Source organism: Nodosilinea sp. P-1105 (assembly GCF_012911975.1).
GTDB lineage: Bacteria > Cyanobacteriota > Cyanobacteriia > Phormidesmidales > Phormidesmidaceae > Nodosilinea.
Window position 1 is genome coordinate 119,615 of sequence record NZ_SMDQ01000010.1, and the last position, 9,711, is coordinate 129,325.

Sequence of the window (9,711 nt, forward strand, 5' to 3'; positions counted from 1 at the left end):
CAATATCCGTTTCTGGGGAAGTCCATGTCTGTTATCCGCACACTGCATCAACAGTTGGTCAGTAAAGAGCGATCGGCGGTAGAGATCACCCAGGACTATCTTGACCGGGTTACTGCCCTGGAGCCAAAGCTACACAGCTATTTAACCATTACCGCCGAGCAGGCGTTAGCCCAGGCGCAACAGGTGGATGCCAAAATTGCCGCTGGGGAAGCGATCGCCCCCCTTACTGGCATTCCGATTGCCCTGAAAGACAACCTGTGTACCCAGGGGGTCCGCACCACCTGTGCCTCCAGGGTACTGGAGAACTTTGTCCCCCCCTACGAGTCTACAGTCACCCAAAAGCTGCGGGATATCGGCGCGATCGCCCTGGGTAAGACCAACCTGGACGAGTTCGCCATGGGCAGTTCCACCGAAAATTCTGCCTACCAGGTCACTGGCAACCCCTGGGATGTGGAGCGGGTGCCGGGGGGATCCTCTGGGGGGTCGGCGGCGGCGGTGGCCGCCGGAGAATGCGCGGTGGCCCTGGGTTCGGATACGGGGGGCTCCATTCGCCAACCCGCCGCCTTCTGTGGCGTGGTGGGTCTAAAGCCCACCTATGGCCTGGTGTCGCGGTTTGGGCTAATGGCCTATGCCTCCTCTCTAGACCAAATTGGCCCCTTTGGTCGCACGGTAGAAGATGCCGCCCTGCTGTTACAGAGCATTGCCGGCCACGACCCCCGAGACTCCACCAGCCTCAATGTCAAAATTCCCGACTACAGCCAGAGCTTGAAAACCAACCTCAAGGGCCGCAAGGTGGGCATCATCACCGAAACCTTTGCCGCCGAGGGCATCGATCCGGCGGTGAGGACCGCCACTGAAAAAGCAATTCAGCAGCTTCAAGACCTAGGGGCCGAAGTCCAGGACATCTCCTGTCCCCAGTTCCCCTATGGGTTGCCCACGTACTACATCATCGCCCCATCGGAGGCTTCCTCTAACCTGGCCCGCTACGATGGCGTTAAATATGGGGCCCGCCAGGTCAATGACAATTTGATGGCCATGTACACCAAAACCCGGGCAGAAGGATTTGGGGCAGAGGTAAAGCGCCGAATTATGATCGGCACCTATGCCCTGTCGGCGGGCTACTACGACGCCTACTACCTGAAGGCGCAAAAGGTACGTACCCTGATTAAGCAAAACTTTGAAGCCGCTTTTGAACGGGTGGATGTGCTGGTGTGCCCCACCGCTCCCACCACGGCCTTTAAGGCCGGTGAAAAAGTCGATGATCCCCTCAGCATGTACTTGTCTGACTTGATGACGATTCCAGTCAACCTGGCTGGGCTGCCGGGGATGAGCCTACCCTGCGGTTTTGATCACCAGGGGCTGCCCATTGGCCTGCAATTGATTGGCAATGTGCTGCGGGAAGACCTGCTGTTTGAGGTGGGCTATGCTTACGAGCAGGCCACCGAGTGGCATAAGCGCACCCCGGTGGTAGGGTAGGATGACGGCCTGGTTGGGGGTAGCGGGTGGCGGGTGACTTCTGGAAAACGTTCTCCCTGGTGGTCTGTCAAGACTAAAGATTAGGGTAAGTGCTTTGCAAAAGCCTTTTAATCTTCAGGGAGGTTGCTTCAACACATCAGGACCTTTCATCCCCTCCCACGGAGGGGTGCCCGGAGGGCGGGGTGGGTTCCTTCGGGCTTGCTTGACCCACCCCTACCCACTTCGACACGTTGCCCCTCCGGGGCCGCTACGCGCTAGCGAAGCCATGCCGCAGGCTATACAGCGCAGGCCTCCAAAGGAGGGGATTTCGGACCTTGATGCCACCAAATCTCTACATCTGGAAACCCTAAATTCAAGACTTGACGCTGCCCTAGGGCAGTTTTTGTGATCCAGAGATTGCTTCAGGCTTACCGAATTGCCCCCAGGGTGTTCTTCCAGCTGAGTTCTTTGCCCAATACCATCAGGGCCTTTTGGTCCACCCCACTAAATAGCTCGCTTTCCACCAGTTCGGCTAACACCTGTTGGGCCAGCTGGGCCGCAAACAAGCCCCCCGATCGCAGTAGATGGCTGTAGTAGCTAAACTGCGATCGCCCCTCCTGGTTGAGATGAAACCGATAGACGTCCGCTGGGGATAGCTTGTATACCGATGTGTTGGCTGGTACCACCACCCGAGGAATACCGTGAACCCCATAGGCGGCCTCGCCTTTCCCTTCCAGGGTGCCGACCAAAACAACCCCCAACAGGGTGCGCGTTTCTTGCACCAGGTCGGGGGTAAACAACGGATCAGGCTCGCTGGATAGACGAGGCCCCAGATTAGAAAACAGGGGGTTAAACAATTGGGAGTTGTATACCAACCCCACAGCCCAGTGGCGGCTGTCATTGTCAAAACTAACAAACTGACCAAAGCCACAATCTTCGGGGCAGGGGGGGGTCACCACATCCTGGGCGTCATCCACCTGTACGACGTAGTCGCAGTGAGAATTAGACTTGACCACCTTGCCAATGCAGCAGCGGCCCTGGGAGAACAGATCCATCATCACAGCCGTGAAAGAACATGGGTACTTATTTTAGAGGGTTCTAGTCACGGTTTGAACCAAGTCCTAGGACATGGCCTGGATGATGTAGTCAAAGTAGGGCTGGGCTTCAACGGCGTCTTCGTCTGACAGCAGACTGAGGGAAGCCTCCTTCAAGCAACGGATAGCCTCGGCCATGCCAGGCACTGGCACGTCCAGGGCGTTGTACATTTCCCGCACGCCCACGAGACCAATGCTTTCGATGGGAGTTTTGTCGCCATCAATCACCCCGTAGGTAATTAGGCGCAGGTACCAGCCGTAATCGCGAATGCAGAGGGCCCGCTGCTTTTGACCAAAGGCATTGCCACCGGGGGCAATAAAGTCGGGGCGACGGCGCCACAGCTCTCGGCTTGCCTGGTCTACGATTTTCTTTTCGTTCTCGGCCAGGGTTGTGGCGATGCGCATCCGCTGCTCGCCAGTTTTCAAGAAGTCTTCAATTGCTTTGAGCTCGCCGCTGGTGGGATAGCGCAGCTCATCGTCGGCATTCAAAATAACTTGGCTAACAACAGACATAGTTAATATGACGGGGATGACTCTTTATCACTGCTAGTTTAGCGACTTGGGGGCATCAGGAAAAGTTAAATTCTCATTTAAGCGTGATGCCCCCCAACTATGAACCCTTTAAAAAAAACCAGTCAATGGGTTAAAAGGCTTGATATATAAGGGTTTTAGAAAATTGGAGCAGACACTAAGGCCATGAGCAAGCACCTGATAATTGTAACTTTTTCGACATATAGCCCTGGCGTAGGCCACCGCTAAATGCAGAGTTCTCCAGACCAGGTTTGATGCCCACGACCGGGCTGGCAGATGGTTTGGGTCCCAGCCCGAAGAATTGCCCAGGTATCGTTTTGGCGACGAATGTCAAATCGGTAACGTATGGCGGTCACCGAATCATCCAGCAGGTCTGTCATGGTGATTGTAGCCATGGCCATATCTGGCATTTCGATGCCTGGAGCGGGTAACAGCTCTACAGTGATCGGGGTGCCGGGGTCGCGTCCTACTTGGGCTAGGGCCAGATCGAGGGGGTCTGTGCCGGTGCGATCGCCCACGGCAATTTCGGCCAAAATATCGCGATGGCCATCCAGGGTTTCCCCATCCCGCCAGACATTAGCAAACACCTGATCCCCGGCCAGGAGGTCGGCATCTAGCTGGGTGATCTGGTGCTGTAGCAAATCTATAGCCCGGTCTTGGTGGGGTTGCCCATCGTAATAGGTGACGACATTTCTCAAGAAAATGCCCATCGGTTGATCTTGGGCGAGACTGCGTAGGCCCCAAGCCCCAAGTAGTCCCAGGGTCAGGGTTAGTCCTAGAATTTTGCGGTGCGATCGAGATATAAACATAGTGAATTAGGTTGAAATCAACGGCTTTACAACGTAGTCCTATACCAAGTCAAAGGTTGAGTTGGCTTTAGTTCCATTGAAGATCAAACCGCCATCAATATCGCAGCAGCGCTATGGTTCTTAAACCTATGCCCAAGTGGCTATGCCTAAATGGTCACATTAGTCACTGAAGCAGCGCCGACTCTGATCAGTGCGATACCCTAAAGACACCTCTGTTTGCCACAGCCATGCTGAATTTGCAGCAGTTTTACGACGCCTGTGACCCCACTCAGCCCCTGCGGGGCAGACGGTACTACATTGATTTTTCCACGGTGCGGGGGGGCGATCTGGTACAAGAACTGGAGCGCAAAATTACCCGGCTCAGTCGCGATCGCGCCACCACCCAGTTGTTTACCGGCCACATTGGCTGCGGCAAATCCACCGAGTTGTTTCGCCTCAAAGATAGCCTCATGCGTCGCAACCACGAGGTGGTTTACTTCGAGTCCGATCGCGATTTAGAAATGGCCGATGTGGAAATTGCTGACATTTTGCTCAGCATTGCCCACAACATCAGCGAACACCTGGACAGCCTGGGCATTGCCACCCAGCCCAACTATCTGAAGACCCTATTTCAAAACCTGGCAGATACCCTGCGTACCCCGATGGAAATTTCCAGCGTTAGCTTTTCGGCGGGTATTGCCAGCCTCACCGCCTCTGCTAAGCAGAGCCCTGACATGCGCAGCCAGCTGCGGCAGTACCTAGAACCCCGCACTCGCAACATCATCAGTGCTATCAACGACGAGCTGCTGGGACCTGCCAACCAGGGGTTGCAGCGGCTGGGCAAAAACCGGCTGGTGGTGATCATGGATAACCTGGACCGGATTGACAGCGCACCGCGATCGCCCGGGCGGCTACATTCAGAATATATCTTTGTCGATCGGGGGGAGCAACTGCGCCAGCTAGACTGCCACCTGGTCTACACCATTCCCCTAGAGCTGATGTTTTCCAATGACCTGGTGCGCTTGGCCAATCGGTTTGGCACCAACCCCCTGGTGCTGCCCATGGTACCCGTGCAGGATCGCCAGGGACAGCCCGACCCCCAGGGGCTAGCGCTGTTGCGACAAATGGTGATGATTCGCGCCTTCCCCGAGCTCAACGTGAATCAGCGGATTGAGCAGGTGGCTCATGTGTTTGACGATCTGACCACCCTTGATCGCCTCTGTCAGATTAGCGGCGGCCACATGCGAAACCTGATTCGTCTGCTCGATGGCTGTCTGCGCAAACAGGACCCCCCTTTCCCCCGGGAGGTGTTAGACGCGGTAATTCGTAACGAGCGCGATAGCTTGATGGGTCTGGTCAGCGATCGCGAATGGAACCTGCTGCTGCAAGCCGTCGCCCGCCAAGACGTGCAGGGCAACGACGACTACAACATCTTGGTCCGCAGCCTATTTCTCTACGAATATCGCGATGCCCAGGGTCGCTGGTTTGGCATCAATCCCTTACTGGCTGAAACCCAGCGGTATCAACACTGGCGCGCCCAGCAGGTGACCCCATGAGTCCTCCCGGCCCCCCCTACAGTAACGAGGCGATTTTGGCCCATAACCAAGCCGCCCTGACAGAACTAGAGCGGGCCATTACCCTGCGCCCCGATCGCTTTTCCCTGGTCCTTACCCACTGCAACTACCATCGCTTGCGCACCTTAGTGGTGCAGCAGCTGAAGGCGACCTGCCCCATTATGGAACTGCCCCTGCCGCCCCACACCCCAACCCTCAGCCATGCCCTTGCCCAGGCCATGCCCCTACCGGCCAAAACCGCCTTGATGGTAACCGGGCTAGATGCGGTAGCACAACTGCCAACGATGCTCCGAGCGGCCAATCTGGGGCGCGACGAATTACCCAAAGGGGTTTCGGTGCCCGTGGTGCTATGGGTCAGCGATCGCAGCTTACAGCACATCAGTCGCCATGCCCCTGATCTAGCCAGCTTTGCCAATGCCCCCATCCGGTTTACCTATCCACCGGGGGAACTGCTCTATTCCCTGCATCAACACGCCCATGTCCTGTTTGCCACCATGTTGTCTTTGGGGGATGACAGTCCCTATGCCGCTTCGGCCTATCAGCCCGGATCTGCCCTGCGCACCGAACTGGAATTTGCCCTAGCCGACATCGCCAACCAGCACGATGCTCTGGATGCCGAACTAGAGGCCAGCCTGAATTTTCTCAAAGGTCGAGACGCCCTTCGCCGGGGGGATTTAGAGGTGGCGCGGTTTCAGTTTGAGACTAGTTTGGGGTATTGGCAGGGTGGGGGGAGTGGGGGAGGGGGGGAGATGCTTGCCCTGAGCGGAGTCGAAGGGGGGAGATGGGGAGATGGGGAAGGTGGGGGAGATGGGGATGAGATTAGTAGCGTTAACTCTCCTACTCCTTCGCTTCTTCAAGTACCGGCACCGACACCTCGGGAAAAGCAGGCTATCCTGCTGTTCTACCTCGGTACGACTTGGCGCAGTTTGGGGGCATTGCACCGAGCGTTTTATCAAGACTACCTGGAGCAGGCCCGGAGCTATTTTGAGGCTTGCTTGGCCATCTTTCGCCAGGGTAAACAGCTGGATCTGGTGGCTAAGTTTATCCATGCCCTGGGAGAAGTACAGCAAAAGCTAGCGGATTGGGCCGCCCTGGAGCATACGGCTCGGCAGGGCCTGACGTTGCATCGTAGCGATCCGGTGCGTTTGGCCCGAGACCATGGCTACCTGGCTGAAGTGGCTCTGGCCAAAGGGGATCCCCTGGGGGCTAAGGCTGAAGCGGAACGAGCGCTGGAAATTTTGACCATTGCCCAAGTGGTGGCCACCTCTGGCGGTGACGGCGAAGGGTTGGGGGTAGCCAATCAGTTTCAGCGGGGATGGTATCTATTTTTGTTGGCCCAGGTGCAACAAGCTCTGGGCCAACCCAGCATACCACTGCTCCAGGCGGCCCTAACCCATACTCGGCCCAACACTGATCTGCTGCTCTACCGACGGATTCTAGAAACCCTGCGCCAGCAGTATTTTCAGCAAAAAGACTACCGGGCGGCCTTTCAAACTAAGTTAGAGCAGCGCCAGGTGGAAACCCAGTTTAAGCTACGGGCCTTTTTAGGGGCCGGGCAAATTCGTCCCCCAGAGACAAGACCAACAGCGGCTATCACCAGCCCAGACAGCAGCGGCATAGCCCTGGAAATCGCCGCCTCTGGGCGACAGCAGGATGTGGACACCCTGGTCTGGCGTTTGGAGCAGGCCCGCTATCCCCTGATTACTGTCCACGGTCCCTCCGGCGTAGGTAAAAGTTCTATTTTGGCCGCCGGACTGGTACCGGCCCTCCGGCGCTCGTTTCCTGAGGGTCGAACCACCTTGCCAGTGCTGGTACAGGGCTATCGAGACTGGCCCGATGCCATCAACCAGGCCCTGGAAGTGGCCCTGGACCGAGGGACTGAGGCGGATGAGGCGATAGTGCCACCGGCCGCCCCGGTCGATCGCGTCACTCTGTTTGAGCGGCTACGCCGTCAAATTGACGCCAATTACCACCAGATTGTGCTGATGTTTGACCAGTTTGAAGAGTTTTTTGTGGAGACCCCTGATTTACTGCAACGGCGGGAGCTTTATCGATTTTTGATTGACTGCCTGAACGCCCCTTACTTAAAGGTGGTTTTGGCCCTGCGGGAGGACTATTTACATTACCTGCTGGAAATTGAGCGGGGATTTGAGGTAGATATTTTGAATAACGATATCCTCAGCCGCGACTACCGTTATTACTTAGGCAATTTAGAACAGCAGGCGGCCAAGGCGCTGATTCAGCGACTAACCAGTGAGGCTCGATTTTTTTTAGAACCAGCTTTGGTGAATCAGTTGGTTGCCGATCTAGTTAATGAAGCCAGGGAGGTTAGCCCGATCGAGCTCCAGGTGGTCGGCGCGCAGTTACAGCGCGATCGCATCCAAACCCTGGCGGCCTATCGTCAACTGGGCGACCATCCCAAAACAACCCTGGTGCAGCAATTCTTGGACAACGTGGTCCATGACTGCGGCCCTGAACAGGCTGATCTGGCCAACCTGGTTTTATACTTACTCACCGACGACGATCGCAATAATGGTCTGTACCGCCCGCAAAAAAGTCGCTTGGATCTGCAAGAGGACTTAGATCTGCGGGGGGTGGTCTATGGGCAAGACCAACTGGATCTGGTGTTAGCAATTTTAGTGGGCTCTGGACTGGTGTTTTTATTGCCCGATAGCCCCAGCGATCGCTACCAGTTGGTCCACGATTATCTCCTAGAATACGTCCGACTAGAGCAAGCACCAAAGTTGCTGAAAAAGTTAAGTAAGTCCCATCCGCCGTTGCGATAGCTCAATCAGAGCTCAATCAGACATTAGGCCGCTGCCTTCTATCGTCACATCAGGTATGAAACCAAGGGGCCGCCAGGGGCAAGGATGCGGCAATTAGCCAGGGCAGGGGGCTCAGTCGCAAAGTACTGGGGGCAGCAGTAACCTCAGGATCCAGTAGGGCGTTTACCCGTTGCTCTAGACGACTGGGGCATAGGGATTCATTAAACCCCAGATAAGGGGCAAGGTCAGCGGGGCTCCCCTGGTTTAATAGAGCCATCTGGCGGCAGAGACTCACCAGCAGTTCGGCCAGGAGTAACGGGTCATGGGTGATGGCGGCCCGCTGATCAGCACGAATTTCGCGCAGCAGTAGCAACTCTTCCCAGAGGGCTTGGTTGTTGGGCCACCAACTGGCAAAGCGGTGGATAATACCAAGCCCCAAAAACCAGAGGGGATCGCCACAGTCGCCATGGGCTTGCTCATGGGCGACCATCGCCTGTTGCTCAGCCAAAGTCAATTGCTCTAACCAGCCACGACTAACCAACAGAGACGATGACGTTACCCCTACCAGGGCCGCCACTGGCAGATCGATGTCTAAACAGCGGGCCTGACCGCCCGTGGGCAGAGACACCATCGGCTGCTGCTGCAACCACCATTCTGTTTTCACCGCTTGGCCCAGGGCATAGATCCCCACGCCACCCAGTAGCCCTAAGATTCCTCGGCTGGCCCAACAGCCCATAGGGCTAACTGACCAGCCCATCATGGTGCCGTGGTGGCCCATATACAGTACAGTCCCAGCCGCCAGCACCACCATCAGCGGTGGCAGGCAAAAGGCCGCCAGGGCCGACTGCCAGCGGGCTTGCCAAGAACCACCTGTCGGCGATTGCCACTGCCAGCGCCAAACCACGGCGATCGCCAGCATCAGTAACAGAAAACTGCTATGCATTAGGCTTCCCCCTCCCCTGGGTGAGACGACTGAGCCTGGCGCAGGGCGCGCAGCCGCGCAGCGATCGCATCGAGCTTATCCAGATCTGTCCCATCCAGGCTATCGGCAAAGGCCGCCACCAGATCAGGGCTACCGACGGCCAAAAAGCTTTGCAGCTGCTGGTGCGCCGCTAACACCTTGGCCTCCCGCTGGGACACCGTTGGTTGCCAACAATACACCCGCCGAGAATGCCCCGATTCCTCGGGGGAAATTACTTCCCGGTTAAGCCACCCCTTTTTAGCCAACCGCTGTAGCACCGTGGTCACCGAAGCCAACGCCAGATCGCGATCGGGGTCAGCCAGGATATGGTCGTGAATCTCTTTAGCGGTGGCCCTACCGCGAGCCCAAATAATGGCAAGAATTTCTGCTTCCAAGGGGCCGAGGGACAGTTGGCGAGGACGATGGCGAGGGAGAGGGGACATGGGAGATGGGGGGATGGGGGGATGGGGAGATGGGGGGATGGGGAGATGGGGGGATGGGGAGATGGGGAGATGGGGAGATGGGGGGATGGGGAGATGGGGG

The 9,711-nt window shown here is 56.8% G+C and carries 8 protein-coding genes; 3 read left to right on the forward strand and 5 right to left on the reverse strand.

Annotation, left to right across the window (positions count from 1 at the left end):
- Positions 1-24 precede the first annotated feature (24 nt).
- Positions 25-1,476 carry an Asp-tRNA(Asn)/Glu-tRNA(Gln) amidotransferase subunit GatA gene (gatA, locus tag E1H13_RS06920; RefSeq protein ID WP_169612675.1) on the forward strand — a complete coding sequence of 484 codons (1,452 nt, stop codon included), beginning with the start codon at positions 25-27 and terminating at the stop codon, positions 1,474-1,476.
- A gap of 407 nt (positions 1,477-1,883) precedes the next feature.
- On the opposite strand, the gene E1H13_RS06925 is transcribed toward gatA, so the two are convergent.
- The 3 genes from E1H13_RS06925 to E1H13_RS06935 all read right to left on the reverse strand — a co-directional run bounded on the left by E1H13_RS06925 (position 1,884) and on the right by E1H13_RS06935 (position 3,889).
- Positions 1,884-2,510, reverse strand: a complete 627-nt coding sequence (locus tag E1H13_RS06925; RefSeq protein WP_169612686.1) for a hypothetical protein — start codon at positions 2,508-2,510, stop codon at positions 1,884-1,886.
- A gap of 66 nt (positions 2,511-2,576) precedes the next feature.
- Complete coding sequence (apcD, locus tag E1H13_RS06930) at positions 2,577-3,062, reverse strand: allophycocyanin subunit alpha-B (RefSeq protein WP_169612676.1); 486 nt, start codon at positions 3,060-3,062, stop codon at positions 2,577-2,579.
- 242 nt (positions 3,063-3,304) lie between these two features.
- Positions 3,305-3,889 carry a hypothetical protein gene (locus tag E1H13_RS06935; RefSeq protein WP_169612677.1) on the reverse strand — a complete coding sequence of 195 codons (585 nt, stop codon included), beginning with the start codon at positions 3,887-3,889 and terminating at the stop codon, positions 3,305-3,307.
- Positions 3,890-4,116: 227 nt separating this feature from the next.
- Between E1H13_RS06935 and E1H13_RS06940 the strand changes: the two genes are divergently transcribed.
- Positions 4,117-5,424 carry an AAA family ATPase gene (locus tag E1H13_RS06940; protein WP_169612678.1) on the forward strand — a complete coding sequence of 436 codons (1,308 nt, stop codon included), beginning with the start codon at positions 4,117-4,119 and terminating at the stop codon, positions 5,422-5,424.
- Positions 5,421-8,228, forward strand: coding sequence for an ATP-binding protein (locus E1H13_RS06945; protein ID WP_169612679.1), 2,808 nt, complete (start codon positions 5,421-5,423; stop codon positions 8,226-8,228). Before E1H13_RS06940 ends, E1H13_RS06945 begins: the two co-directional genes overlap by 4 nt.
- Positions 8,229-8,277: 49 nt before the next feature.
- Here E1H13_RS06945 and E1H13_RS06950 read toward each other — a convergent pair whose 3' ends face one another.
- A complete protein-coding gene (locus tag E1H13_RS06950; protein WP_169612680.1) occupies positions 8,278-9,150 on the reverse strand; it encodes a M56 family peptidase in 873 nt (290 codons plus the stop codon).
- Entirely contained in the window at positions 9,150-9,611 is a 462-nt protein-coding gene (locus E1H13_RS06955) for a BlaI/MecI/CopY family transcriptional regulator (RefSeq protein ID WP_169612681.1), read from the reverse strand. Before E1H13_RS06955 ends, E1H13_RS06950 begins: the two co-directional genes overlap by 1 nt.
- Positions 9,612-9,711: the final 100 nt, after the last annotated feature.